23 protein-coding genes and 2 pseudogenes are annotated in these 26,212 nt (G+C 62.3%); 12 read left to right on the top strand and 13 right to left on the bottom strand.

Annotation, left to right across the window (positions count from 1 at the left end; genetic code table 11):
• Nucleotides 1-18: 18 nt before the first annotated feature.
• The 5 genes from GJ630_RS12150 to GJ630_RS12130 form a co-directional block, all read right to left on the bottom strand.
• Complete coding sequence (locus tag GJ630_RS12150; protein ID WP_191449962.1) at nucleotides 19-1,464, bottom strand: aldehyde dehydrogenase family protein; 1,446 nt, start codon at nucleotides 1,462-1,464, stop codon at nucleotides 19-21.
• Between the two features lie 734 nt (nucleotides 1,465-2,198).
• Nucleotides 2,199-2,387, bottom strand: a complete 189-nt coding sequence (locus tag GJ630_RS12145; protein WP_014039293.1) for a hypothetical protein — start codon at nucleotides 2,385-2,387, stop codon at nucleotides 2,199-2,201.
• A gap of 388 nt (nucleotides 2,388-2,775) precedes the next feature.
• Nucleotides 2,776-3,690, bottom strand: a complete 915-nt coding sequence (locus tag GJ630_RS12140; RefSeq protein WP_023843087.1) for a M48 family metallopeptidase — start codon at nucleotides 3,688-3,690, stop codon at nucleotides 2,776-2,778.
• A 287-nt stretch (nucleotides 3,691-3,977) separates the two neighbouring features.
• Entirely contained in the window at nucleotides 3,978-5,654 is a 1,677-nt protein-coding gene (locus tag GJ630_RS12135) for a transposase (protein WP_191449961.1), read from the bottom strand.
• A gap of 63 nt (nucleotides 5,655-5,717) precedes the next feature.
• Nucleotides 5,718-6,548: a TrmB family transcriptional regulator gene (locus GJ630_RS12130; protein ID WP_197427650.1), complete on the bottom strand. Its 831-nt coding sequence runs from the start codon at nucleotides 6,546-6,548 to the stop codon at nucleotides 5,718-5,720.
• A gap of 292 nt (nucleotides 6,549-6,840) precedes the next feature.
• Here GJ630_RS12130 and GJ630_RS20085 point away from each other — a divergent pair, with 292 nt between their 5' ends.
• From GJ630_RS20085 to GJ630_RS12120, 3 genes are all read left to right on the top strand, one after another.
• Nucleotides 6,841-7,134, top strand: a complete 294-nt coding sequence (locus GJ630_RS20085) for a TrmB family transcriptional regulator (RefSeq protein WP_252718799.1) — start codon at nucleotides 6,841-6,843, stop codon at nucleotides 7,132-7,134.
• On the top strand, nucleotides 7,131-7,646 hold the full coding sequence (locus GJ630_RS20080) for a TrmB family transcriptional regulator sugar-binding domain-containing protein (RefSeq protein WP_371727482.1): 516 nt from the start codon (nucleotides 7,131-7,133) through the stop codon (nucleotides 7,644-7,646). The genes GJ630_RS20085 and GJ630_RS20080 overlap by 4 nt, the downstream gene beginning before the upstream one ends.
• Nucleotides 7,647-7,873: 227 nt before the next feature.
• On the top strand, nucleotides 7,874-8,095 hold the full coding sequence (locus GJ630_RS12120; RefSeq protein ID WP_252718798.1) for a HalOD1 output domain-containing protein: 222 nt from the start codon (nucleotides 7,874-7,876) through the stop codon (nucleotides 8,093-8,095).
• Nucleotides 8,096-8,162: 67 nt separating this feature from the next.
• On the opposite strand, the gene GJ630_RS12115 is transcribed toward GJ630_RS12120, so the two are convergent.
• Nucleotides 8,163-8,516 carry a hypothetical protein gene (locus tag GJ630_RS12115; RefSeq protein ID WP_233560848.1) on the bottom strand — a complete coding sequence of 118 codons (354 nt, stop codon included), beginning with the start codon at nucleotides 8,514-8,516 and terminating at the stop codon, nucleotides 8,163-8,165.
• A 367-nt stretch (nucleotides 8,517-8,883) separates the two neighbouring features.
• Between GJ630_RS12115 and GJ630_RS12110 the strand changes: the two genes are divergently transcribed.
• Nucleotides 8,884-9,600: a fumarylacetoacetate hydrolase family protein gene (locus GJ630_RS12110; protein WP_014039295.1), complete on the top strand. Its 717-nt coding sequence runs from the start codon at nucleotides 8,884-8,886 to the stop codon at nucleotides 9,598-9,600.
• 109 nt (nucleotides 9,601-9,709) lie between these two features.
• Here the strand turns inward: GJ630_RS12110 and GJ630_RS12105 are convergent.
• Together GJ630_RS12105 and GJ630_RS12100 are read right to left on the bottom strand one after the other, a co-directional pair.
• Nucleotides 9,710-11,454, bottom strand: a pseudogene (locus tag GJ630_RS12105) (excinuclease ABC subunit C).
• 33 nt (nucleotides 11,455-11,487) lie between these two features.
• A complete protein-coding gene (locus GJ630_RS12100) occupies nucleotides 11,488-12,114 on the bottom strand; it encodes a hypothetical protein (RefSeq protein ID WP_014039297.1) in 627 nt (208 codons plus the stop codon).
• 137 nt (nucleotides 12,115-12,251) lie between these two features.
• On the opposite strand from GJ630_RS12100, the gene GJ630_RS12095 reads away from it, so the two are divergent.
• Complete coding sequence (locus GJ630_RS12095; protein ID WP_050007531.1) at nucleotides 12,252-12,725, top strand: hypothetical protein; 474 nt, start codon at nucleotides 12,252-12,254, stop codon at nucleotides 12,723-12,725.
• Here the strand turns inward: GJ630_RS12095 and GJ630_RS12090 are convergent.
• Nucleotides 12,691-12,849, bottom strand: coding sequence for a hypothetical protein (locus GJ630_RS12090; RefSeq protein ID WP_154020793.1), 159 nt, complete (start codon nucleotides 12,847-12,849; stop codon nucleotides 12,691-12,693). The two genes, GJ630_RS12095 and GJ630_RS12090, sit on opposite strands and share 35 nt — an antisense overlap.
• 172 nt (nucleotides 12,850-13,021) lie before the next feature.
• Between GJ630_RS12090 and GJ630_RS12085 the strand changes: the two genes are divergently transcribed.
• The 5 genes from GJ630_RS12085 (at nucleotide 13,022) to ligA (ending at nucleotide 19,236) form a co-directional block, all read left to right on the top strand.
• Entirely contained in the window at nucleotides 13,022-14,125 is a 1,104-nt protein-coding gene (locus GJ630_RS12085) for an alanine--glyoxylate aminotransferase family protein (RefSeq protein ID WP_014039299.1), read from the top strand.
• 187 nt (nucleotides 14,126-14,312) lie between these two features.
• Nucleotides 14,313-14,582 (top strand): HalOD1 output domain-containing protein, encoded by a 270-nt coding sequence (locus tag GJ630_RS12080; RefSeq protein ID WP_008311299.1) that lies wholly within the window; start codon nucleotides 14,313-14,315, stop codon nucleotides 14,580-14,582.
• A 186-nt stretch (nucleotides 14,583-14,768) separates the two neighbouring features.
• Nucleotides 14,769-16,370 (top strand): methyl-accepting chemotaxis protein, encoded by a 1,602-nt coding sequence (locus GJ630_RS12075; RefSeq protein WP_014039302.1) that lies wholly within the window; start codon nucleotides 14,769-14,771, stop codon nucleotides 16,368-16,370.
• Entirely contained in the window at nucleotides 16,363-17,037 is a 675-nt protein-coding gene (locus GJ630_RS12070; RefSeq protein ID WP_252718797.1) for a bacteriorhodopsin, read from the top strand. Before GJ630_RS12075 ends, GJ630_RS12070 begins: the two co-directional genes overlap by 8 nt.
• A gap of 114 nt (nucleotides 17,038-17,151) precedes the next feature.
• On the top strand, nucleotides 17,152-19,236 hold the full coding sequence (gene ligA / locus GJ630_RS12065) for an NAD-dependent DNA ligase LigA (protein WP_191449959.1): 2,085 nt from the start codon (nucleotides 17,152-17,154) through the stop codon (nucleotides 19,234-19,236).
• Here ligA and GJ630_RS12060 read toward each other — a convergent pair.
• From GJ630_RS12060 to GJ630_RS12045, 4 genes are all read right to left on the bottom strand, one after another.
• Nucleotides 19,231-20,211, bottom strand: coding sequence for an ABC transporter permease (locus GJ630_RS12060; RefSeq protein WP_050037446.1), 981 nt, complete (start codon nucleotides 20,209-20,211; stop codon nucleotides 19,231-19,233). The genes ligA and GJ630_RS12060 overlap by 6 nt on opposite strands.
• Nucleotides 20,208-21,143 (bottom strand): ABC transporter ATP-binding protein, encoded by a 936-nt coding sequence (locus GJ630_RS12055; RefSeq protein WP_050037447.1) that lies wholly within the window; start codon nucleotides 21,141-21,143, stop codon nucleotides 20,208-20,210. Before GJ630_RS12055 ends, GJ630_RS12060 begins: the two co-directional genes overlap by 4 nt.
• Before the next feature lie 94 nt (nucleotides 21,144-21,237).
• Entirely contained in the window at nucleotides 21,238-21,513 is a 276-nt protein-coding gene (locus GJ630_RS12050) for a hypothetical protein (RefSeq protein ID WP_008311289.1), read from the bottom strand.
• A gap of 54 nt (nucleotides 21,514-21,567) precedes the next feature.
• Nucleotides 21,568-22,896, bottom strand: a complete 1,329-nt coding sequence (locus GJ630_RS12045; protein WP_191449958.1) for a right-handed parallel beta-helix repeat-containing protein — start codon at nucleotides 22,894-22,896, stop codon at nucleotides 21,568-21,570.
• 235 nt (nucleotides 22,897-23,131) lie between these two features.
• Between GJ630_RS12045 and GJ630_RS12040 the strand changes: the two genes are divergently transcribed.
• Both GJ630_RS12040 and GJ630_RS12035 read left to right on the top strand, forming a co-directional pair.
• Nucleotides 23,132-25,918: a transglutaminaseTgpA domain-containing protein gene (locus tag GJ630_RS12040; protein ID WP_371727475.1), complete on the top strand. Its 2,787-nt coding sequence runs from the start codon at nucleotides 23,132-23,134 to the stop codon at nucleotides 25,916-25,918.
• A pseudogene (locus GJ630_RS12035) lies at nucleotides 25,918-26,212 on the top strand (hypothetical protein); the annotation flags it as partial. The gene GJ630_RS12040 and the pseudogene GJ630_RS12035, both read left to right, overlap by 1 nt.

Below are 26,212 nucleotides of genomic sequence, written 5' to 3'. Positions count from 1 at the left end.
CGACGGTGGCCGCCTCGATTAGCTGTTGCGGTACACCGTCTTGATGTAGCTGAAGAACTCCAGCCCGGCGTCGCCCTGCTCGCGGTAGGTGTTCGTCGAGGAGCGCTTGAGGCCGCCGAAGGGAACGTGCAGTTCCAGTCCGGTCGTCTTCTCGTTGACCTTGACCACACCAGACTCGGAGCGCTCGATGAACTCGTTTTCCTCCTCGATTCGGTCGGTCACGATGCTGGCCGAGAGCCCGTAGTCGATGTCGTTGGCGACCTCGACACCTTCGTCGAAGTCGGAGACAGGAATCACGGCGAGCACCGGCCCGAACACCTCTTCCTGTGCGATGCGCATGTCAGGTTCGACGTCGGAGAAGACGGCCGGCGAGATGAAGTTCCCGGCGTCGTACTCGCCACCAGCGAGCTCTTCGCCGCCCGTTTCGAGGGTTGCTCCCTCCGACTGTGCGATGTCGATGTACTCCAGGCTCCCCGCGAGCTCGTCCTCACTGACGTGGGGACCCATGCCGGCCCGGTCGAGGCCGTTTCCGATCTCGAGCGACTCTGCATAGTCGACGACGGCGTCGAGGAACTCGTCGTACACGTCCTCGTGGACGATGGCCCGGGACGTGGCCGTACAGGCCTGGCCCGTCCCGCCGAAGGCCCCTGCTCCGACGATGTCGGCCGCTTTGTCCACGTCGGCGCTCGGCATGACAACGGTCGGGTTCTTCCCGCCCATCTCTGCCTGCGCGCGCTTCCCGTTGCTTGTCGCCTGTTCGTAGACGTGCTCGCCGACGGCCGCGCTGCCGGTGAACGACACTACGTCGACATCCTCGTGGGTGGTCAGTCGCTCGCCGACCTCGCTACCGGGGCCACAGACGAGATTGATAGCGCCGTCCGGAATCCCGGCCTCGTCCAGCGCCTCGACGATCATCGCGCCGACGGTCGGGGCCTGCATCGCGGGCTTGATGACGACGGTGTTGCCGACCGCAAGCGCCGGGGCGATCTTCCAGGCCGGAATCGCGATGGGGTAGTTCCACGGCGTGATAAGCGCCGCGACGCCCATCGGCTCTTTTTTCGTCTGCAGACCGGCGCGGCCGCCGCTTGGCTGTTTGACAGTGCCGCCGAAGTCGCGGGCCTTCTCCGCGTAGTAATAGAAGATATCAATCGCACGCTGTACCTCGCCCTCGGCTTCGCCGAGCGGTTTCCCCTCTTCGCGGGTCAGCGTCTCCGCAAGCTCGTCTTTCCGGGACTTCAGGATTTCACCGGTCTCACGCAGGAGCACGCCGCGCTCCGGGCCAGGCATTCCGCCCCATTCGTCTGTTGCTTCCGCCGCGGCCGCGACCGCTTCGTCGGCGTCCGCCGCCGAGGCCACCGGAACCGTGCTGACGACGTCAGTCTCGTCTGCCGGGTTCGTGACGTCCTGTGTCTCTCCGCTCCCGGTCCACTCACCGCCGATATAGTTCTCATACGTCTGCGTCATACGTTTGATTCATCTCATTCCCAATACTTACGCGTTTCCCATCCTTCGCTGTGCCGCGTCGTTCGACGGTATGGAACGACCGGTGGGTCACGGGGGAATGCTGGATAACAGGCACCGTAGCCAGTGTACCCAGCGTCGCCGGTCCAACCCCGAATTCGCGATGCCCGACTCACAGCGGAACCGCAATTGAAGGCACTAAAATAGCTACCGCTGTCAAACAGCACGACAATACGATCTGTGTGTTGCCAGATCTGTCACAACGTCAGCGTGGCCGCGTTGCGGTATCTGCGTTGCTTGGAAATTACTATTCGTCGGTCCGTACCGGTCTCCCTGAGCTATTCGCATTCTGTTGCCGTGTCGCTACGACTGATCGCTGCTGCGCCTCCTCCTAGTATATAAATCTATCTCATAGTATAACATGTGTATGTATGTTATTGATCCGCTGCTGGTAGTTGCTGGACTGGCCGCCGCCCGAGTCGCTCTCCCGACATTTGATATAGCGGTATTTAATTTATAGCGATAAACAGCACCGACGAAAAAATATCAGCCAATGCGCTGTAGTACGCCCAAAGGCTCTTGAACCGGGTCGAATCTACCACGCGAACGGTGCCGGTGTTACCCTCAGATTTCAGAATATGGGTAACAAGTGGACAAGTGTGAACACAAATACTGTACTACTCTCTCCAGAATTAACTATTTAGTACTACCAGATGATACTGACGCCCGTACCGAAATTAAACCCGGGCCAGCTCGTCGCTGTCCACTCTTTCGAGAAGCGCGTCAACAAGTGCGCTCTTCCGGTGTGAGACAAGCAGATGGCAGTAAATGTCGTCTTCGCTGTCCGCACCACAGTTACACAGCGGGCATCCGTATGTGTGGCTCTTTGCCCCCTCGGTCGCTCGCTGCGGGATGCTGGCTTGCATATGCGGATGTAAGGGCCTTGCCGAACATAGCGGTTTCTAGGACCGCTATGTTGCTCTCAATGTGCATATAGAGACTCTCCCCGTGTCAGCCTCAGACGCGACACATCCGGCTGCTCACTCACCTCGACGAGATTGGTGTACAATGTTCGTATCTCTCTCACCCTCAAACGAGACTGTCGTTGGTCAGACACGCCCGCCAAAACCGACGTGTTTCGACCGGTATCTACCACGAAGAATACCGATTCTTAGTCATATATCTCCTATATGTTTACTGAAATGCAAGATATATCTCTAAAAGAGCTAGTGTGCATATACTACGGCGCTACCGACCGTCGCTGAACGACGCAGCTACCGACGGCTGCCTGACGACTCACTCACCCTCGCGGAACTACCGTGCTGCGATCTCCTGTAGCCGCTGTATCCGTTCGTCTATCGGCGGGTGCGTCGATAGGAGACGTGAAAGCTCGCTGTCCGCTTCGCTGTGAACGTATAACTGTCGCAGGAGACCGGTCTCCGGCTTCGACGCCTGCTCGATTTTCGTGAGGGCTCGGGCGAGTCCAACGGGATTCCCCGTTATCTCGATCGCGCGGTCGTCGGCTGCCAACTCTCGACGCCTGGAGTAGCCGAGTATCAGCAGCGTTACCGCGAACCCGAGACCAGCAACGACCTGTAGCGCGTACTGCTGTGCCCGCCCGAGCCAGGAACGCGACCACGACGACGGGTCGCCGCGAAGCAACGCGAGCGAACGGGCGATACCGCCGGTTAGCACCACGGTGGGGAACACCACGAGGCCAGCGAGCCCGACAAACGTCTGGACGAGGCTGTACGCGACAGTCTGAACGAGCGCGTCGCGGGTCTCTAAGTGTGCGAGTTCGTGTGCCAGCAGCGCCTCGAACTCCGTCGCGGATAACAGTTGGAACAGCCGCCGGTCGACGACGATGACCCCAGCGCCGCCGCCGATGGCGAACGCGTTCGGGATCGGCAGCTCCGCCAGTAGCAACGTCGGCGTCTCGACGTCCATCTGATCGACGAGCGTGTCGAGGCGGCGGTAGACCTCCGGCACACGCGCCCGCGAGAGTTCGACTGCGTCGAGAGACCGCTTGAGCCGCGCCGTAGCAGCCCAGTAGTTCACGATGCCGAAAACAATTGCCGTCACGATAACGACAAGGGCGGCTATCAGCGGCGACGGACGGCTGTCCCACACTGGTAGAAGCAGCGCGTACCCCACGTATGCCGCCGAGAGATAGACCAGCAACGACAACACTCCGACGACGGCCATGAGGAGCCGTCGGGTCACAGCCATGTTCGTCGGTACGCCGCTGTGCGAAAAAATCGCTTCGGTGGCGTCACCACTGTTCCGTCCTTCGAATACTGCGATGCCAGTTTCGCGGCCATCGAGGTGAAGATGAGACTACAGCGGGATTAGCGGGGCTGTGATGCGTGGTTTCGGCCGAATCGATGCGCAGAAACTGATTCAGATCGCTTTCTGGCCGGACGTTATAGTTGGATAGTCAACTCATCCGGAGTGTTTCCGAGACCGCGGGTAGTGTAGCCACTCAGACGTCGCGCTACCACGGTTAGAGATCCTCGCTATCCGATGCCGGTTTCCTTCTTCAACAGCGTAAGCGTGTTGTCGGCCGTTACGATCGGCGAATGTTCATACTCACCGGTCAACTCGACCTGTACCAGCAAATCCACTGCTCGCCAGATAGAGTACAGCAGACACGCAAACGAGAAGTAAAAGAAGCGAAGCCCAAAATTCTTCGAGGTCGTCGCAGCCATGAACCGCTTGATCGATTTGTACCCGCTCTCTATCTCCCAGCGGTAGCCGTACTCAGTGAGGTGCCCACTCCCCCGATTCGTCATGAACACTGAATACTGCCGGTAATCGTCGTGCTCGGAGTCTTCTTTCCGGCGGTAGATCAGCGTCGTCTCGTGCCACTCGTTCTTGCCCAGATGAAGCTTGCGGTCGGTTTCATACCGGTCTTGGCCCCGCTGGAGTAACCGCTTGGCCTGGGCTTTCTCGCTGGTCTGCATCCGCTTGGGAACGACGTAGGCGAGTCCACGCTGGCTGATCATCTCCAAGACGTGCTGACTGTCGAACTCCCGGTCCATCAGTACGTTATCGACGTGGACCAACTCTTCAGCCGAATCCAGCAAGTCCTCGACGATTTCCTTTCGTGAATCTCCTCGTCGAACCGGTCGTGCATCAAGCACGAGTGGAACGGCGTTGCCGACTAACTGGACCGTCGCCCACTGATAGGCGTACTCGTCAGTCTTCTCCTTCGTTCCGATGATCTCGTCCTCGTGACCCGTTCTATCGCCTGTGAAGGGGGTAGCTTCGGTAATGTCGATTGCGACGATTCCGGCTCGAACGAACTGCTCTGTCTCGGCAACTTCGTTCAGGAGCCGAGTGATGGCCTGCCGGTACATCGCTCGAACCTGTTCAATCGAGAGGTCCCGAATCTGCTCCCGATGGGCGTGCCCCAGCGGCGTCCGATCCCGAGTCGATTCGTAGACGAAACTGCGAGCCCCTTCGTTCGCAGCCAGCCGCTCGCGAAGTCCGAGATACGTTTGTAAGTCCCAGTACGCGTTCTCATGGATTTCACAGCCATCACCACGGTCCAGCGAGAATGACGGGAAGACAACACGGCTGACGTGATCGCTGATCTTCGCTGCTTCTTCCAAAACAGTCTGGTCGTCCGGATCGGTCGGCCCAGACTCGTCATTATGATACTGGAGCTTTCGTTCTGGGTCACGAGGCACCGCAATACCGGCGTTCTGTGCGTTGATGAGGAGCGTCCGAGCCGTTCTCTCGACTGTCTCACGGAGGTCGGCACTGAAGCGCTTGTTCCAACTGCGCCAGAGTGTCGACTGGTCGGGAACGGAATCGAACCCGAGCGAGCGACGGGTTTCTGAGTGTTGCCGGAGATACTCGACGAGCGCGGTTTCGTGGTCCCAGGCGTGTATCTCCTTCACCAGGAACGCCCTGAAGAGCTGTGACATCTCGTATCGAGTCGGACCGCAGTACTGGTCGTGAGAATTGAACTCCACATAGGACAGTGGATACTGACAGACGAACCCCTCAACCGAGTCGTGGGCGTCGTGCTCAAACCAGATTCCCGAGACGGTCCGGAAATCCTCAGTGAGCGCCGGCAGTGAACTCCGGTCGTACAGTGGCGTCGAGTCGTAGGCCGGCCAGTCGAGATACTCTGTTGTCGCTATCGAACGGAAGACATCGCGCCGAGAGACGGCAGTCGGTGCCATCGGAGACACGTCTGCTGTTCTCGGCCAATGGTATGACGTTCTCTCTGACGCTCCCGTGGGGACTCAGGCCTCCTCAGCTTCGGGATCGTTCACAGACAGCAATCCCGTCGCCATCAGCCGCCGAGTGATCGCGACCAGCCCGTTGTCGAATCCGCGGCCAAAGATTCCTTGTTCGTGCTCACGGCCGTCTGCTCTCGTTTCGGTGAACGAACTCACCAAAATCGCCTCACGGTCGGCCAGCAACAGCCGACTGATTTCCGTATCGTCATCTGGAAGCGGTGACCGGCTCAGCCAGTCCAATCCTGAGACGAACACTTCGACACTAGGCAGGGCATCCTGAATTGTGGCCTGGAGGTCTTCATCGACTGTCCCAATGATGACGTTCACATCGCGTTCCTGAGCCGCCTGCAGCTGTTCGGCCAGCTGGTCGGTGAAAACACTCTCGTGGCCGACCACAAGGATCAACTCCTCTGTCGACCCCTCGATCAACTGCTGCGTCCGACTCGTAATGCCTTGGTCGCCGGAGATGGACCACACCTCGTGGGTGGCCTCTGTCGAGTCTCCCTTATCGGTCGGCTCGAGCCCACTCAGGGCACTTCGGAGTGACTCGGTGCGCTCGGCGTACTCCGACTGGAGGGTGTTGACAGCCTCGTCGATGGAGACTGCTCGAAATATCTGTGGGTTCGAGTGCTGGGTTTCTACCAGCCCCTTCGATTCCAATACGCGAATCGCGTCGTAGACGCGCGTCCGGGGCACTTTGGAGGTCTCGCTGATGTCCTTGGCCGTCCCGCGCTGGCGGCGTGCGAGCGCAACGAACGACTTGGCTTCGTACTCTTTGAGCCCGAGTTGTTGGAGCAATTCGATCGCTTGGTCTTGATTTGAAACATCTTCCATTGGTCCCAACCTCGACTGCTACCGTATGGTTCGTGCCCCGAGTGTTTAGTACGTCGCACCGAGATGCGCCAATGTCACCCAAATTATCACAGGATTACTTCGATTGTGAGTGGTCTGAGCGCTTTAAATTCGGTGCTATTCAGCTATTCACTCACTTAATCACAATACTTCTTTGTGCGGGTAGCACGGAGGGTAGAGTGACGTGTAGGCACAGATTTGGTCCCAACCTCTCTGTCGCTACACGTCAGAAACCACCATACACGGTGGTTTTCACGAGACTGGTCACGAATCAATGTCCGGCGATCCATCCGACCAAGCACGATCCACGGCCGTCAAACAGCTCAAAGCGCTCGGCCTCAGTACCTACGCTGCCCGGACATTCGTCGCCCTCGTCAGCCTCGGCGAGGGAACCGCCCAAGACGTGAGTGAAGTTGCCGATGTCCCCCGAACACGCGTCTACGACGCGGCTGACGAGCTTCATGACCGCGGTCTCGTTGACGTGAAACAGTCGAGCCCCCAGCGATATTGGGCCATTTCGACAGAGACGCCGGCCGTCACTTCGAACAGGAGTACGACCACCGTGTGACGGTCCTGACAGACGCACTCGACCAGCTTGCATCGGCAGATCGCAGCACTGAACAGCAGGGTGTCTGGACGGTAACCGGCCGGGATACCGTGAGCGAACGCGTGGTGGATTTCATCTCGGCCGCGGATGATGAGGTCGTGTATATGACTGCCGAGGAGCTGCTGACCGACGAAATCGCTGAATGCCTCTCGACCGTCAGCGACCGTGGGGTCTCGATTCGGCTCGCAGAAATGTCCCAGTCCGTCGAAGCCCGGCTCGAACAGGATGTTCCTTACGCGCAACTGTTCGAATCGCTGTGGGACTGGTCGGATACGCCTGCTGGTCGCCTCCTAATGGTGGACCAAAATAAAACGCTCGTGAGTGTGCTCGTCGACGGCAACGGTGAACACCCACCCGAACCTCGTGACGAAACCGCTATCTGGGGCGCGGGTCAGACGAATAGCCTTGTCGTAGTCCTGAAAGCGCTGTTCACTTGGCAACTCGACAACAATCGCGACTCGCAAGATGAATAGTCACTCAGATACTCACAACAATGCTATACAGGCCCGGGTTCAATATACGGGGCCAGAAGCAATGGTGGTTGCTCCCGCTGTCGCTTCTTCCACAATAACTGGTGATCGCTAATGGGTGACGACACGAACAGAGTCGATGATTCGGAGATATCCGACCAGACCGACAGCACAGATGCGAGACCCCGACAGTTCGTCACAACTGGCAGCAGTCGGGCCGGCCCAGTGTGATGGTCGTCGAAGCAGTTGCTGCAGCCACTGACCGGCCCACGACGGAACTCCCACCGCTGCAGGGAACTCTCGATGCAGATGCACTCGACACACTACTCAACGGACAGTCATCATCAGTAACAGTCTCCTTCAGGTACGCCGACACCGCCGTCTCGGTGAGCGAGAACGGAAGCATAGAAGTCCACGTCGATGGAGACCTCAGAGAGGAAAACGACGGATAGGAACTGTGGCCCATCAAAACACGCCACCGGACCACGACCATGCGACTGTTGCTCAATCAAATAACGATCAGGAGATAGACGACGATGTCTCTTCTTGGTGATCGTCGATGGCCTCAAGCAGTCTGAGAACATTTTGGAACTCTCGACCTCGATGCACAGTTCCCTGGCTGGTGTCGTACTCGATCACGTTCGCGTCCTGTAACTTCGGCAGGTGAACGTGGTGAAGCTCGATACCTCGATGTTCTACAGAACCGTTGCCATCGGGTTGCAGTGAATCCTCCCCTTCCAGGTGCTGTGTGAGTTGGTCGACAGTCGTCCCGTCGGGTGTGTCAGCCACCCGGCGGAGGATCTGTTGTCGCTGCTGGTTGGTCAGCAGCTTTAGTGCTGTCTCGGTCGTCATCCGCTGTTCTGAGTTGCTCATGAGTAGTCCCACCATGTCCAGTCGGGGCATCGGCTCGCAAGAACATGGACTAGATACTTCACGGAGCTAGCGGATACCCGTGTCGTTAACCCGGATCCTCAAAGTGTGTAGACAGTTCGCGGTGTATCTGGGAAAATTTGGGGAGAAAATGATCTCAAAACCGTATGCATTGAGACGGCCAGTCTCAACTTCTGCCATCGAGGATTTGGTATAGCGATATCGAATTTACTTCGGCTCCAAAAACGGAATACCTACTTCGCCGGACCGGCGACAAATCAGCGTTTCAGGCCTTGCTGCCGGTGATAGATACGAAGCAGCGCACACTGTAGCCGACACGCCTTTTTCACCGCCACACGGACCACTCAGTATGCGAACCGCACGACTTCTGACCGAGGATGGACCGCTCACCGGCGAATACGTCGATGGCGTCGTCCACGCTGACGACGGCCAGTACGTGGTCGGTCGCGATGGACGACTGCTCCCGCCGTGTGAACCGACCGCGCTGTACTGCGTCGGTCGGAACTACGCCGCGACCAACGACCAGATGGATTACGACCGGCCCGAGGAGCCTGACTTCTTCATCAAGCCGCCGACGTCACTGCTCGCCCACGAGCAGGACATTCCCTACCCGCCATTCACCGACGAGCTCACCTACGCCGGCGAGCTAGCTGCGGTCATCGGCGAGCGGTGCCACGATATCGACCCAGCTGATGTTCCGGACGCAGTCGCGGGATACACGATCCTGAACGACGTCGACGCGCTGGACCAGCAGGGCCGAACCGCACGCAAGGCCTTCGACGGGTCCGGGCCCCTGGGGCCATGGATCGAGACTGATGTCGACCCCACCGGTATCGACATGTACACCGATATCAACGACGAGCGCCGGCAGTCTGCCAACACCAGCGAGATGCTGTTCGGTCCCCACGAGGTGGTCGCGTACCTTTCCGAGCGGTTCACGCTCCGTCCGGGCGACGTTGTTGCGTTCGGCAGTCCGGCCAACCCGGGGACGGTCGCGCCCGGTGACACAATCGAGATAACCTACGAGGGTGTCGGGACGCTCCGGAACTCGGTCGTTTCGCTATAACGGCATTAAGACGCTGGAATAGCCATATAGCGGCCTTCTTTAGCCTCTTCTCGACAGATTAGTGAATCTGAGCGCTATGGCTCGATAAACCACTAAACGCTATACAAAATCACTGCAGCCGGGACCGAATCGTCTCCGCGGTTTGCTCGCCGATACCGTCGATAGCCGTCAGTTCTTCATCAGAGGCTGTCCTGACGTTGTCCACACTGCCAAAGCGCCGGAGCAGTCGCTTCCGCGTCTCGGGGCCGATGCCGGGCACGTCGTCAAGGGTCGTCGACACTTCGTCCCGTAGCGTCTGGTGGTACTGGACGGCAAAGCGGTGGGCCTCGTCGCGAATCCGCTGGAGCAAGTGGAGCTGCGGGGCGTCGCTGTCCCAGTCGTACACGCGGTCGGGTGTGATGACCAGTTCCTCGTCCTTCGCCAGCGCGATGGCCGGTACGTCCCAGCCAGTCTCGGCGAGGGCGTCGCGGGCCGCCCCGAGCTGGCCGTCGCCGCCATCGATGAGTAGCAGGTCCGGGTCCGGCCGGTCGTCCCGTCCTTCGACGGCGCGCGCGGCCCGCCAGCGGAGGAGTTCGCGCATGTTCGCGTAGTCGTCGTTCTGTTCGGTGAGCTTTTTCCGCCGGTAGTCGCTCTTCTCGGGCGTCTCGTCGACGAAGGTGACGTTCGAACCGACGGCTGACCGACCCTGTGCGTGGCTCACGTCGAAGCCCTCGATACGGCCCGGACGGTCGATACCCAGTGCGTCGGCTAGACGGCCGCTCTCGTCGTCGGTCCCACCGCGCTGGCGGGCATTCTTCAGCGCGAGGTCGACCAACGTCGCCTCCCGACCGGCCCCGGGCACGCCGAGCGTGACGCCCTCGCTCTCAAGCCACGCTTCGATGTCCGGGTCGGCAGGGGCTTCGGCACAGAGAATCCGGTCGGGGAGCTCTCGCTCGGCGTAGTACTGCGGGATGAACGCCCGGTACACGCCGGCAGTCCCTTCGCCATCCGGTGCTTCGAGTGTATGCCGGTCCCGTTCGACGAGCTTGCCGCCTTCGGCGTGGAGCCGGGCGACGATGGCGCGCTCGCCCTCGATGGCAGCCCCAAGCACGTCTGTTGTCTGATACCCCCCAGAGTCGCTGACGGCAGTGTCGCCCTCGCCGTGGAGCGCCTCGACGGCCCCGAGCTTGTCCCGGAGGTTTGCGGCGCGTTCGAACTCTTGGTTCTGTGCAGCGGCCTCCATCTCGCGGCGCAACGGGTCCGCCAGAACACCGGTTTCACCCTCGAAGTACCGCGTGACGGCTTCGACGTCCTCGGCGTACTCGCCCTCGCTGATTTCGCCGGTGCAGGGTGCGGTACAGATGCCCATCTCGTAGTCGAGACAGGGCCGGTCCCGGTTGCTGTACTTGTGGTCGGAACACCCCCGGAGCCCGTACGTCTCCCGCAGTGCCTTCACCACCGTCTCGACCCGCCCCTTGTCGGTGAACGGCCCGTAGACGGTTGCGCCGTCCGCGGGGTCACGGGTCACCTCGATTCGGGGGACGGCATGGTCGGTCAACTGGACCAGCGGGTAGGACTTGTCGTCTTTCAGCCGGACGTTGTACGGCGGCCGGTGGCGCTTGATGAGGTTCGCTTCGAGGAGCAGCGCCTGCGTCTCGGTGTCGGTGACGGCGAAGTCGATGGTTTCGGCTCGCTCGACCATCTTGGCGATGCGCTCGCTCCGCGGGTCGGCGTACGAGCGCACGCGGTCTCGCAGGTCGACAGCCTTCCCGACGTAGAGGACCCGGCGTTTGTCGTCCCGGCCCTGTTCGAACAGGTACACGCCGGCTCCCGTGGCAACGACCCCGCGCGCTCTCGAACCTCGTCGGCGTCCATTAGCACGGGGTTGGCGCTCGGCGGGGTTGAACGTCACGGGAGCGGGTCGTCTGGTGCCGACTGGGCCGCACTGCCGGCATCGGCAGGCGGAGCCTCCGGAACGATGGCAGCTTCGATCCGGTCGACGACGCTCTCGTCGTCCGGTGCAGTCAGCTCGATATCGTCGTCGCCGGCGACGCGCACGACGAGCAGTCGGTCGCGGCTCCAGAGGTAGACACCGAGGACGACGGCGGCAAAGGCCAGTGCGAGACCGCCGAACAGTCGCATCAGGTCGTCCAGTTGCGCCATCAGCGTCAGCATCGTCTGGAGCATTCCAAGCATGCCCCCGATACCGACGGCGCTCGCGGCACCGCCGCTGTCCAGCGAGACGTTGCCCACGAGGCTGTCGAGGCTCACGGTCATCCCGGCGGCCACAAGCACGACACCGACGACCAGCGCCTTCACGCCGAGTTCGAGAAACGACCAGTCGCCGCTGGTGGTGACGTCGACGCCCTCGACGTTGGGGCGGTCGACCTGTCGGTAGTTCGACCCCTCGCGGTCCGGCGTGAACACGAGGACGCGGTGACTCGTCACGACGACCCCGCCACGGTCCAGCCTGACGTCCGCTTCGATCACCTCGCCGTCGTACAGGAGGCTCTCGGCCCGTGCGACCCAATCCATACACCCTGTTTACCGCGGACACCTGTATATTCTCCCCCCGTAACCGCTAACTGTGCGCCCTCGAACATGACAGTATGACCGCCGACCCCCGCTGCCCTCACTGCTCGGAGAAGGTCAGTGCGACCGCGACGTGGTGTATGCACTGTGGCCGGGACTTCGAGAGCCCGGTCGACGCCGGAACCGGAACGACGGTTCTCGATGCCGGCGGCAGCCAGACCACGTCAGACCTCGAAGCGGCGCTGAACGCCGGCGACGTCGACGGTATCCAGAACGCTCTCGCACAGAGCGACAACGGGCCGACACTCGTCGGTGTCGTACTTGCCGGTATCGCGCTGTTTACCCTCCCACTCGTCTCGCCCCCGGGCGCTGCACTGTATCTCCTCGTCGTCGCCGGTGTCGGGGCAATTGCCGCGACACAGTCGACGTTCGACGCGGCGCTCAGAACCGGCGGGAAGGCACTCGCACTCGCTCCCTTCCTGCTGGTGTTTCTCGACGTGTTCCTCGGATATCTGTTCAGCGGAGCGGTAGCGACCAGTGCCACAGTTCTGTTCGGCCCGGCAATTTACGCCGGTCTGGTCATGTACGGCGTCCGCTGGTATCGTCGTCGCTGAGCGGTCTGCGGTGACCCGAACCCGAGTTGGCGTGCATCTCGACCAGCGTGTCGGCGACTTGCTTGACCGCTCTATCCGCGACGGCCGCTCGCTGGGCATCCGTGAGCGGGGTGTGGCGGCCCATGGACGAATGTGGTTATTCAACTGATAAATACTTCGTGGAAGGTACAACCGCCATCTGTGTCTTTTCCTCGTGAGCGGTCCGCTCTTCTCAGGCCGCACGCCGGTTCGCTTCGCCCGGTATCAAAACTACCATGCCTCCCGGATTCGAGTGGTCATCTACTACAGGTGGTTCTGTGACCGAAAAACGCGAATACAAAGACGACTATCAGGACAAGACGCTGTATCTCCCGGGGCCGACCGAGGTGCGCGAGGACGTTATCGAGGCGATGGCCGAACCGATGTTCGGCCACCGGATGGACCGGATGACGGACCTCTACACCACCATCGTCGAGGACACGAAGGAGTTCCTCGGCACCGACAACGACGTCATCGTGCTCACGGCGTCGGGCACGGAGTTCTGGGAGTCGACGACGCTCAACCTGGTTGAGGACAGCATGCTCGTGCCGACCTCCGGCGCGTTCAGCGAGCGCCAGGCCAACGTCGCAGAGCGCCTCGGCAAGGACGTCGACCGCATCGAGTACGACTGGGGCACGGCGGTCAAGCCCGGCGACATCCGTGACGCGCTCGAATCCGGTGACTACGACGCCGTCGGGGCCGTGATGAACGAGACCTCGACCGGCGTCCGGAACCCTATCGAGGAGATCGGCGACGTGGTCGCGGAGTACCCGGACACCTACTTCATCGTCGACGCCATCTCCTGTCTCGGCGGCGACCAGATCGACATCGAGGCACACGGCATCGACGCCATCTTCACGTCCACGCAGAAGGCCTTCGCCATGCCGCCGGGGCTCGCGGTCTGTGCCGTCAGCGACGCGGCCTACGAGCGGGAACTGGAGAAAGACTCGGCGTCGTGGTACGGCGGCTTCCAGCGCTGTCTGGACTACTACGACCGGAAGGGCCAGACCCACTCCACGCCGGCGATTCCGCTCATGCTCGCGTACCGCAAGCAGATGAAACACATGCTTGATGAGAGCCACGACGCCCGCGACCAGCGCCATCAGGAGATGGCCGAGTACACGCGCGAGTGGGCGCGCGAACACTTCGACCTCTACCCCGAGGAGGGCTACGAGTCCCAGACGGTGACCTGCATCGAGAACACGCAGGACATCAACGTCGCCGAGACGGTCGAGACCGTCTCCGAAGAATACGACATGGTGTTCTCCAGCGGCTACGGCGACATCAGCGAGGAGAGTTTCCGCATCGGGCACATGGGCGAACACACCGTCGAGAGTATCAAAGAACTAACCGACGCAATCGAGGACGTCGCCGATCTGTAAATTGAGAAATAATCGACTGAGGCCGGGGCTATAGGCCGTTCTGGGGCGGTTCGATTCTACCACTTGGCGTTTTCACAGTTTGATAATGCTGGGAAGACTATATTACTGCCGACTACTTTGATGTAGATAGACGAACCATATGAGTAAAAGCAACAGGCGGAGTAGGGACAGCGACTCCTCAACACCGATGAACGTGACCAGAAAACAGTTCGACTGGAGCGAGACGCGACCGAGCGCGGCAGTGACTGAGTACATCTCCGCCATGACCGGCCGGGAACAAACTGACTTCGCACCGCTGTACGAGACTGTCGACCCCGAAGCGCTCGACTCACTCGTCGACTCCTCGAAGCGCTCGACGCCTGTCAGTATCTCGTTTGAATATGCCGGTCACTCGGTCACTGTCCGAAGCGACGGGGAACTCGTTATCAAGGCACCAAGCGCCAGTATTGGCCGATAGCTTTCGGTTTGCGGAGTTTTTGCCCCTCCTCTCCTGTTTTCCCCCTGATAGCGATTGTGCTTGTGCAGGATCGAAACGCTAGTTCCGAATATCTATAAAAAACCGTTTTTAGGCCTCGACACCCCAATTATCAGTGTTTGAATTCGAAAAGGTAGGCATAAGTCAGGAGGTCAGAAATTCGTACGTATGACTGGGACGAACGTGCGAGCGAGGGTTGTGACCCACTACAGCCGACGAATCGGGGTCGCAATCGGTGTGACGCTCGCAGTCACGCTCGCGTTCGGGGCTGTGTTTGCCGCGCACGCGGCAAATCAGGGGGCTGGACTCGCGGCCATTTCTGGGACGCTGTTCGTGGTAACGCTCAATCTCGGACTGCTCGCGATTGTTCTGGCCGGGAACGCGGCGGTCGAACTCCGGCGCCTGACCGACGCCGCGACAGCTATCGAGGACGGCGACCTTGAGACTAGTCCGGACGTCGACCGCGCGGACGAGTTCGGTCGCCTCGCATCGGCTTTTGACAGTATGCGCCGCTCTCTCAGCGACGCGTTCGACGAGTCCGAAACCGCACGTAAGGAGGCCGAACAGGCCAAGCAAGACGCACAGGCGGCGCGACAGGAGGCCGAGGAGTTCAACGAAACGCTCCTTGATCATGCGACGGACATCGGTGACGCAATGACGGCCGCGGCTGACGGCGATTTCACCCGAAGTCTCGACACAGACACCGGTGTCGATGCCGTCGAACGGATCTCGGTCGCCTACGAGGAGATGGCCGACGGCCTCTCGGAAACTGTCGTCGATATCCGGCAGTTCGCAACTGATGTTGAGGAAGCAAGCACGGCCGTCGCTGCCGACGCGACAGAGGTCGAGGAACTCAATCAGTCTCTTGCCGTCGATATCCGGGAACTGGCCGGCGATATCGAAGCACAGGCAACCCAGCTCGAAACGGCCATCGAAGAGACGAACGACCTGTCCGCGACCGTCGAAGAAGTCGCCTCGACGACTGACGAAGTCGCTCGACAGGCCGGGGAAGCCGCGAACGTAGGCGCGACCGGGACAGACCGTACGGCAGAGGCCATTGAGGCCATCGAAGGAATCGAAACCGCTGTGACCCACCTCGACGAGTTGGTGACTGACTTGGATGACCGCATGGACGACGTCGCGGCCACGACCGGGCTGATAGATGATATCGCCGAGCAGACGAATATGCTCGCACTGAACGCCAACATCGAGGCCTCACACGCCGGTGACGGCGGTGACGGGTTCGCTGTCGTTGCCGAGGAAGTCAAGACGCTCGCGGAGGAAACCCAAGCGGCGATCGACGAGATCGAGAGTATCGTTGAGGGGGCTCGCGGGGAAGTCGACGAGGTGGCCGACGAGATGGACCACACCAGAGAGCGCATCGACGCGGGCGTTACCACGGTCAATCAGGTCGGTGACGCCGTCGAGCGGTTGACTGACACTGTCGACGATGTCGACGCTGCGATGGCCGAGATCTCACGGGCGACCGACGACGGTGCCAGCGCGACCGAGGAACTGGCTGCGACTATCGACACCGTCGGCGAGGTCGCCAGCGACGTCGCCGAACAGTCCCACGACCTGGCCGATACGGCCCAGGAAACCGCCGAAACGATGAGTGCCGTCCGGCAGCGGGCAGAGGACCTCTCGACACGGACCCGAGAACTCATCGATCGACTCGATGCGTTCGAGACGCGGGCAGTCGGTCACGGTGGAACGGACGGGGCGACACCGACCGCCGGACAACAGCGCGTCGGGGGCGACGATGATTAGCGGGTCGGCCGTCTACGAGATCGCCGCGGTCCTGCTGGCCGTCGCGGCCGTCGTGCTCTCTGGGTGGCTCAGGCGCATTCCGTCGTCCCACCGACACTACTGCTACCCGGTGGTGGCCGTCGTCGGGATTTCGGCCGTGACGACCGCGCTGACGGCGGCCGGCGTCCTGCCAGTGCCCGGGTCCCAGCTCACTGTCCCGAACATCGTCGACGACTTCGTCGCGTACACGGTGCTGTGGACGCTCACGGTCGCGATAGCCGGGGCGTCCCGCCGAACGTTGGCTGTCGCCGCCGCCATCCCGGCGGTACAGGTCATCGCTTTCAACGGCGGGACGATCGTCGGCGGCGCTATCGGACTCGTCGGCTTTGGCGTCCTCGTTATCGGCCAGCTCCTGCTTGCGTACCTGTTACTCGGCCCAGTCTGGCGTCGTGCGGCCGACCTGCCCGACGACCAGCGGCTCCTGCACTGGAAGTCCCGGAACCTCCTGTTGTTCCTCATCGGGATGCTCATCGCCTACTCGTTGCTTGCGGTTGCGGACGTGTTCGACCCGTTCGTGTTGACCGTCATCAGCGAGTACATGGGGCTCCTGATCCGCGTCGGCTTCGCCGGGTTCCTGTTTGCCAACGTCGATGCTATCGCGGTCGACCGGACCGGCTTTGCGACGTAGCATCGGAGTCGGCTGGCGCTCAGCACGCTGATTGACGAGGGCCGCTGTTGTTGGTATAACACTCTGCAATCCCAGACGGAGTTGCTTAGTGGTCGGCACCCAGAACAGACTGTAATGGCTGTAGCCGACGACGCTGATCTCGCGGACAACCCCTATGTCGAGGGACCCCCGACCGAGTTCGAGGACACAACGACTCTCGACGAAGCGACGGCCCGCGAGCAAGCCGACCAGTTGCGCGAGGCGCTCCGCTACCACGATTACCGGTACTACGTCGAGAACGACCCGGTCATCGGCGACCGGGCCTACGACGCGCTGTTTGCCCGGCTCCAGCGACTCGAATCGGCGTTCGACCTCGACACCGACGGCAGTCCGACCCAGCGCGTCGGTGGCGAGCCACTGGACGAACTCCCCGACGTCGAACACGTCGCCCGGATGGGCTCTATCGACCAGGGCGGCGAGGAAGCGGACGTACGGGAGTTCGACGAGCGGGTTCGCGACGGGCTGGGAACCGACGCCGTTCAGTACTTCTGCGAGCCGAAGTTCGACGGCCTCTCTATCGAGATCGTCTACGAGGATGGCGTCTATCAGCGCGCTGCGACCCGCGGCGACGGCGAGATCGGCGAGGACGTGACCGAGAACGTCCGGACCATCTCCAGTGTCCCCCAGCGGCTCCGCGGTGACTACCCCGACTTCCTGGCCGTCCGCGGCGAGGTGTACATCCCGCGGGACGCCTTCACGGCGTTCAACCGCGAGCGCGTCGAGCGCGGCGAGGACCCCTTCGCGAACCCCCGCAACGCCGCCGCCGGGACGCTCCGCCAGCTCGACCCGGCGGTGACCGCAGAACGCCCGCTGTCGGTGTTCTTCTTCGGCGTCCTTGACGCTTCGGTCAGCTTCGAGAGCCACAGCGAGATACACGAGCGGTTCCCCGAGTGGGGCCTCCGGGTGTGCCAGCGGACCGCTGTCGTCGACGACATCGACGCCGCCATCGACTACCGGACCGACCAGCAGCAGGCCCGCGACGACCTCGATTACGAGATCGACGGCGTCGTCATCAAAGTCGACGACATGGACGCCTGCGACGAACTCGGCTCGACCTCGCGCGCCCCGCGGTGGGCCTTCGCCTACAAGTTCCCGGCCCGCAAGGAGGAGACGACGGTGCGGGACATCGTCGTGCAGGTCGGCCGGACCGGCCGGCTCACCCCCGTCGCGCTGATGGACCCCGTCGAGGTCGGCGGCGTCACCGTCTCCCGCGCCTCGCTGCACAACCCCTCGCTCATCGCCGACCTCGGCGTCGACGTGGGCGACCGTGTCCGCATCAAGCGGGCCGGCGACGTCATCCCGGACGTCGTCGAAGTGCTCGATGACAACGGCGACGGCCACTTCGAGTTCCCGGACACCTGCCCAGCCTGTGACAGCCCGGTCGAGCGCGATGGCCCGATGGCGTTCTGCACCGGCGGCCTCACCTGCCCCGCCCAGCGCGAGCGCAGCGTCGAACATTACGCCAGCCGCGACGCGCTGGACATCGAGGGCCTGGGCGAGAAGGCCGTCCAGCAACTGCTGGACGCCGACCTCGTCTCGGACCCCGCGGACCTGTACGAACTCACCGTCGAGGACCTCACTGACCTGGAGGGCTGGGGCGAGACCAGCGCCCGGAACCTCGTCGAAGGGATGGACGACGCCCGCGAGCCGCCGCTTGCGAACTTCCTCGTCGCGCTGGGTATCCCCGAAGTGGGCACCGTCACCGCACGAAACCTCGCCCAGGAGTTCGGCACGTTCGAGGCGATACTGGACGCCGCTGACGACGGCAACACCGACGCGTTCGAGGCCGTCCCCGACGTAGGTTCGACCGTCGCGCGCTCAATCGTGGAGTTCTTCGAGGGCGAGGGCAACCGCGCCGTCATCGACCGCCTGCTCGACCACGTCGACCCGCAGGCCGCCGAAGAAACGGGCGGTGATGCACTGTCGGGCCAGACGTTCGTCTTCACCGGCTCGCTCGACGGCTACACCCGCAGCGACGCACAGGACCTAATCGAGCGCAACGGCGGGTCAGCGACGAGCAGTGTCTCCGGCAACACGGACTATCTGGTGCTTGGCGACAATCCCGGCCAGCGAAAACGCGATGACGCGGAAGAACACGACGTGGAAACGCTGAGCGAGCGAGCGTTTGAAGAGCTGTTGGAACAGCAGAACGTACTATAAATCAGCCCCATTGAATAGCTGGTAGCCAATAGCGAGCGGGACAATACACCAGGCTAAGAGTATAACGAATGCAAACGGATCAGAAAGATACCACGGGACAGCCCCTTCAAGGATATTGAATGCTTGTTGCTCCCTTCCTGCTGAAAGGATTCCGCCGCTTACCATTTGTGCACGCACTTGTGCAACTGTGGCCTCGGAGTTGGTAGTTGACTGAACTAACACCTGATACGCTCTCGTCGGGTTGAGAAGTTTCAGAAATAGCTCGATTTTTATGCTAGTCGCGGATGCAACATTTGCATGCTCTTGAAGAAGGCTTCCAGTACCCCTTGCAGCCCTTCCCCAGAGCGCAAAGAGATATAAGAAGATTCCCGCTGCTACCATAAGCGACCGTTTTGCGGTTGCGGTCGCGGCTGAGGCACCGAGAGAGAAACCGATGAATGTCAGGGCCAGCACTAGGGTTAATCCGTAGAGCTTACTATAGAACCCCAATGCAATATCACTGCCAGCCTCTGGAAGGAAAACGAGTATCTGCAACACAAATATGACTACCAGCGTCGTCGCAATTGAAAGGTACCTCCCAATCAACTTCCCTATAATTACATCTTTACGAGTATATGGGAGCGACATGAGGATCTTTAACGAACCGCGTTCGCGTTCTCCTGAAATCGCAGTGTAAGTAAACCCAATAGCGGCAATTGGGATGATAACAGAGAGAACTCGGGGAGACGTAACTACCAGATTAAGCACTCCAGAGGCTGCTTTAGCGTTACTCCCTAATGGGCTGTAGAGGGCAATAATCGGGAACAGTACGAGACCTGTAAGGAAAATTATGGCTAATACGAGTACTGCCCGCGTGCGAATCATGTCTGCGAACTCTTTTTTCACGATTGGGTACCAATCGGCGAATTCTGAGTTCTTGATGCTCGTATCGACGTCGCTTATGAAGCGCTTGACGGGGTTCTGCTCGGGACTCATGCGTCCACCTCCTGCTGACTCTGTTCTGTCTCGGTGTATGCGGCGAACACTTCGTCGAGTGATGCCTCCTCAGTGTCGAAGTTGGCGACCTCGTGGCCGTTCTTCTCGACGGCGTTGAGGACCGCCATCTTCGCGTCGCCGTCGCAGGTGACTGAGAGCGTATTTCCGTCCGCGGTCACCCCCGACACCGCATCGATTCCCTCGATTGCTGCAATCACGTCGTCAGTGCCATCGCCGTCGGCCAGCGTCACACGGAGGACGGTGTCCCCGGCGGCGGCCTCGCGCAGCCCGGCGACGCTGTCTTTCGCGATGAGGCGGCCGTTCTGGAGGATACCGACCGTGTCACAGACGGCCTCGACCTGGCCGAGGATGTGACTGGAGAAGAAGACAGTCGCGCCGCGCTCGTTCTCCTCGCGGATGATCTCACGCATCAGCCGTGCGCCGTTCGGGTCGAGCCCAGTCGTCGGCTCGTCGAGGATGAGGAGGTCTGGCTCGCCGACGATGGCCATTGCGAGCACAAGCCGCTGTTGCATCCCCTTGGAGTAGCCGCCGGCCTTGCGGTCGATGGCGTCGGCGATGCCGACCCGTTCGGCCAGTTCGTCGGCGTCGGCGTCGGCGTCTTTCGATTCGATGACAAAGGAGAGGTGCTGGCGACCGGTGAGCCGGTCGTACACGTCGTAGCCTTCGGGGAGGACTCCAGTGCGGGCACGGATTCGCTTCGGTTCTTCGTGGATGTCGTGGCCGAGCACCGTCGCCGACCCGTCGGTCGCGCGGACGAAATCCAGGAGGATGTTGATCGTCGTCGATTTCCCGGCCCCGTTCGGGCCGAGGAAGCCGAAGATTTCGCCCTCCTCGACGGTGAGGTCGACCCCTTGCAGCGCGGTGAGACTCCCGAACTGCTTGGTGACGCCATCCAGTTCTATCGCTGCCATACGGCCGGTTTGTGACGGCCGCCTGTATAGTCTTTCGTGTTCCAGTTATCACGCAAGAAAGTCAGAACGCGGCTACACACCGTCTCAGGGCCGGTTATACCTCAGCGTCGGGGTCGTGGCGCTCGGCCATCCGCTGGGCCTCCGTGGCGTAGCGCTCCCGCGTCTCCTCGTCGGTTACGGGTTCGAGCTTGTCGACCTCGACATCCGTCGCTGCCGTAATCCGTTTCCGTCTGAGCAGGTTCGGCGAGAGCTGCTTGGTCAGGTGGCGGTCGCCCTCTGGGGGCGCGTAGATGAGCGTCACCATCCGCTCGTCGCCGAAACTGGAGCGTTCGACCAGCCAGCACTGGACCGTCTCCTCGTCGTCGGTCATTGCTGTGTCGTTTGCGGGCCGGCGGTTTATATCTTACAACGCTCCAGACCGCCGTCACCGGGTCACGTTCAGCCCTTGCTCAATGTCCGCGGTGAACTCCTCGTCGATGTCGACCGCAGTCCCGGCGTTCCGGACCGTATTCGTCGCGACCACGCCCGCGTTGCCCGACCGGAGTCGGATGCCGGCCGCTGAGGCGTTGCTGACCGTGTTGCCCGTGATGGTGAAACTGTACGGTCGCTCTGCACTCCGTGCGTCGGTGTTGTCCGCATCCGCTGGGACCGTTCGCACAAGGATGCCAACCGGACAGTTGTCGACCTGATTACCCGAAATAGTGATGTCGGACGACCGGGCTTTGGGGGTCCCGGCTACCTCGTCCCGGAGGTGGGTCTCCTTGTACTCGATTTCGATGCCCGCCTCGCCGCCAGGGTCGGGTGCGAACTCCGTCAGGTCCTGACAGACGTTCCCGACAATGGTTCCGCGCTGGGCCGGCGAGCAGGCGATGAGGCTGTGGCCGCCGTCGACGGTGACGTTACCGATGACGGCGAAGTTCGCGACGTTATACGGCGCGATGTTATTGAACTTCACGCCGACGACGCGGTTCCCGGCGATGACCACATCGCTGGACTGCCGGAGGTCGCGGTCGCTGCCGGTCGGTGCGGCCCGGCTGGTGATACCGTACCAGTTCGGATTGACGGCCTCGTTGTGCTCGACCGTCACGCCGGTACACCGCGTGAACGACAGCGCCATCTGGAAACCGTTCACTGTGCGGTTGCGAGCGATGTAGACGCCGTCGCACTGATCGGCCTGAATGGCTTGGTTGTTCAGCTGTGTCCCGTTGGCGTCGAACTCGATGTCGGTGACGGCGACGTTGTCACCGCGCACGCGAACGAGGTCGTGGCCGGCCGGCAGCGGGTTCGACTGGGACTCGGACGGTGCGGGGTCCTCGCCCGTTCCCGTCTGTGACGCAACGAACCGGGTTCCCTGCTGTCCGGTCAGTGTGGTGTTGTCGCCCATCGTCGCCGGCTCGCCAAATCGGAAAGTATCGGCGCTCGCGATAACGGCCCCGCCGCTGTCCGGCACGTTGTCGAAGGCATACTGGAACGCCTCATCGGCAGTACCGCCGGTCGAGAACGCGACGCTGCCGCTGCCGTCAAGCACCAGATACTCCGTACCGTTGCCGTTCCCGTTCGACTGGCCGGCTCCGGTCGTGACGACGTACACTGCCCCTGTCCCCGATAGTCCAGCGCCCGTCTGTGCCTGCCCGGTTCCGCTGAACAGTCCGATGCCCGCTACGGCACCGATACTCGACAGAACGGACCGTCGTGACGCGCCCCAGTCCGACTGTCGCGACCCAGTACTAGCTCCATTTGTGTCAGCAGTCATTCAAGTACGGCTGCCCGGCCGTTCGCAATAACCGCTTATAATAGCGGTCTGAACCATACGTACCCGTCAATACCTGAACTGTCCGGGCCGACTGACGCCGACTAGTGAATCTCTGGGGTGTCAATTTGTTGGCGACGTGGCACTCCAGACGACAGAACGCGACACCCGGGCTCACTATCCCCACCGTTGACAGCAGATTTATGCCGACAGCGACGGGACAGTACGACAATCCGACGTGGGCTCCGACGACTCGCCGTTCGACGACGTGTCGGCTGACCGGGACTACCTTCGGGTCCTGCTCACTGCCGTCTGTGTCGTCGCCGTGGTGCTGGCGACGGCGACGCTCCCGATTCTGGCCCCTGGTGGGACACAGAGCCCGATGGAGTCCCTTATTCCCCTCCCACAGGAGAACCCGTTCGGGGAGGCTGGGGGGACCTCGACTGGCGGCAGCGGCGGGCAACTCGGTGCGCTGAACCCGGGAAGCCAGACTGATGTTGGCGGCTCGCTCGATAGTGGCGACAGCGGCGACAGCCCGTACCAGTCACAGGACACGGAGCCACATTTCACCGTCACGAGTTCGGAACCGGCGTACTGGCGGACCGGCGCGTACGAAACCTACACCGGCACGGGGTGGGACGGGCGTGCGGAACCGCAGGCCTACGAGGGGCCGATGGCGGTCGACGGGATGTCCGACACGACAGTCGACTACGAGGTGCGACTGGCCAAGCCCGCCACGTCGCTGCCGACCGTCTGGCGGCCGAAATCCGTCTCGCGCGACGACGTAATGGTTACCGAGTACGGCGCGGTCACCTCCGAGCGACCGCTGCCTGCCGGGACGACCTACAGCGCGACCAGCGTCACGCCGCCCGACGACCCGGAAGTGCTGCGGACGAGTGGCCGCGACTACCCTGCGGACATCGAATCACGCTACACGGGCGTGCCGGCGTCAACCTCGGCGCAGGTGGGCCCGTTCACCGACCGGCTGACCGAAGACAGCGACTCGCCCTATCAGACCGCGGCGACCATCGAGCAGTGGCTAGAGGCGAACAAGAACTACTCGCTGAACGTCAGCCAGCCGCCCGAGGACGACGTGGCCTCGGAGTTCATCTTCCAGATGGACAAGGGGTACTGCGAGTATTTCGCCACGTCGATGGTGGTGATGCTGCGGAGTCAGGACATCCCGGCGCGCTACGTCGTCGGCTACTCGACTGGCGAGCGGACCGGCCAGAACCAGTACACTGTTCGCGGGATGAACGCCCACGCGTGGGTCGAGGTGTACTTCGAGGGCGTCGGCTGGGTGAAGTTTGACCCAACGCCGGGACAGGAGCGCCTTGCGTCCGAACAGCAGGCGATGCAAAACAGCAGTCAGGACTACAGCGCCGCGGAGTCCGGAAGCCCCGACGAGGAGTTCGCCGTCGGGACGCCGGCGGGCGAGCCACAGACCGAGACCCCGACCGACGGAGGTGGACAGGAGTCTGGCGGTGACGAAACTGAGGGCACTGAGACCGGTGCAGACGGGACCGGTGACAGCGACGAAACTGGCGACTCGGGCGACGGACAGACGGTCTCGCAGTCCGGTGAGTTCATCGTCGAACTCAATCGGACGGCGACGCCGGGCGCGGCGGTGGCCGCGACGGTAACCCGCGACGGCGCACCGGTCGAAGGCGCGACGGTCTCGTTCAACGGTGAGCCGGTCGGAACGACGGGGCCGGCCGGCACCGTTTCCGGGACGGTCCCCTACGAAGCCGAACTGACGATTACTGTCGATGTAGCCAGCGATGCGGACCCACTCATCGCTCCGTCGGTCCCGCGTGACAGCACTCGTGCTTTCGCTGTGACCGGCCCGCAGACCCAGCAGTCGACGAACGCGAGCTACGAACTGAACACGAACGCGTCGGTGAGCATCACCGGCCAACAGGTCACCGGCGGCGAGGTGACCGTCACCGCGACCGTCGACGGCGTGCCGGTGCGGGACGGCGACGTGCTGCTCGACGGCGAGCAGGTGGCGACGACGGACCGACAGGGGCGGGCAACGGTCACGCTCCCGACCGAGCCGGGCAACGCCTCGATTGCCGTCGAGCGCGACGCTGTCAGCGGGAACACGACCGTCGTGCTCGAACAGCTCTCCGTGGCAACGTCGCCGTCGCTCCCGCTGGCCTTGCCCGTCGCTGGCCAGACGGTGAACGCGACGATGGGCGGAGACCCGGTCACGAACGCGACAGTCGCCGTCGGCGGGGAGCCGACAGCACGGACCGGCGCGGCCGGTCAGGCAACGGTCGGGATGCCGTTTGCGGCCAGCGCCGAAATTTCCGTTTCGAAGTACGGCCAGACGGCCACGACGACGGTCGGTGGCCTGCTCGTCAACGCCGCGGGCGTCGTGCTCGCTCTCGGTGTTCTCGTCGCTGGGACGGTCATCGGTGCTCGTCGGAGAAACGTCACGCCGGGGACGGTATGGGGCTGGGTTCGGGCCGCACGCGAACTCGCCGTCGGGGCGCTCGTCGGCATCGCGGTGATGGCCGATGACTTACTGGGCCGTTTCCGAACACGACTCGAACTCACTGTCACGGCGCTCCGTGACCTGCTCGCCGGCCACCGGTCGCCAGCGGCGCTGCTCGACGCGTTGCGAGCGTGGATTTCTGAACGCTTTGCAGCGGCCGAAGACGCAGCCAGCGATGCGGTGGCGGCTGTCTCTACGACTGAATCAAACGGGGACAACGGAACGCCCGCCGCCCGCGTCACCATCCGCGAGGCGTGGACGCGCTTCCTGACCCACGTCTCCCTCCGGCGGTACTGGACGCGGACGCCCGGCGAAATCGCAACCCACGCTATCGAACGGGACGGTCTCCCGCCGGCCGCGGTTCGGACGGTCCGGGACGCGTTCCGGGCGGTCGAGTACGGTCAGCGAGACCCACAGGAGCACGTCGCGGCCGTCGAGGACGCGATTCGGACTATCGAGGCGGCCGCCGGACAGCAGTCCAGTGCGACCGACGGCACTGACGACGGGACGGAGGGGCGGCCCTGATGCGCCTGCGAACGGTCGTCTTCGGGACTGTGGGGCTGCTGGCGACCGCCGTCGCGGCCGCCCTCATCTTTGCGCCGACGGCCGCCGGCGAGTCCCTGGTCGCCGTGTTCGGCAGTGTTGCCCCGACGACCGCCCTCCTCGCCGGGAGCCTGACCGTCGGGCTCTGTGCGGTCCTTGCCGGCTGGCTCGGTGGGCTCCTCGGCGGTGGCTCCCCGACCGCCTTCGACGTGGCCATCGACAGCCCGCCGGAAGACGTGACAGCGACGGAGAGTCGGCTGTTCGCCGCTGACATCG

It is taken from the genome of Haloarcula sp. CBA1122 (assembly GCF_009741785.1).
Taxonomy (GTDB): Archaea; Halobacteriota; Halobacteria; order Halobacteriales; family Haloarculaceae; genus Haloarcula; species Haloarcula hispanica.
Note: the sequence above shows the minus strand (reverse complement) of the source record. Positions and strands in the feature narration are given on the sequence as shown.